Below are 270 nucleotides of genomic sequence, written 5' to 3'. Positions count from 1 at the left end.
CGCGTGGAAATGCCTGGGTTCGGTAGCTTTGGCGCGGGGGGCAGTTGGCAGGTTTTTACGCCATAACCGGTCGTTGTAGAGGCTTTTTTTGAAGAACCAAAGGAGTAGGGGGTTCGTGCGCATCCGGACGTCCTTGTTTTTGATGGCTATTTTGAGGGGGAATTGGCAGTGCCATACCATCTGCCCTGCGCTCATACGACCCCAGGCCGGCTTGTCGTCGGCCCTGAGCTGTGTCAGGCGGGATTTGATCTCCCTGTGGGCTTGCGGGTC

At 57.8% G+C, this 270-nt stretch carries 1 pseudogene; it reads right to left on the bottom strand.

Annotation, left to right across the window (positions count from 1 at the left end):
• Positions 1 to 270 (bottom strand): annotated as a pseudogene (locus ACRHNM_RS16825) (DUF1569 domain-containing protein); the annotation flags it as partial.

This window comes from Psychroserpens mesophilus, from assembly GCF_050617655.1.
GTDB classification, from domain to species: Bacteria; Bacteroidota; Bacteroidia; order Flavobacteriales; family Flavobacteriaceae; genus Psychroserpens; species Psychroserpens mesophilus_A.
The sequence above is the reverse complement of the archived record's forward strand: the minus strand, read 5'-3'. Positions and strand labels throughout refer to the sequence as shown.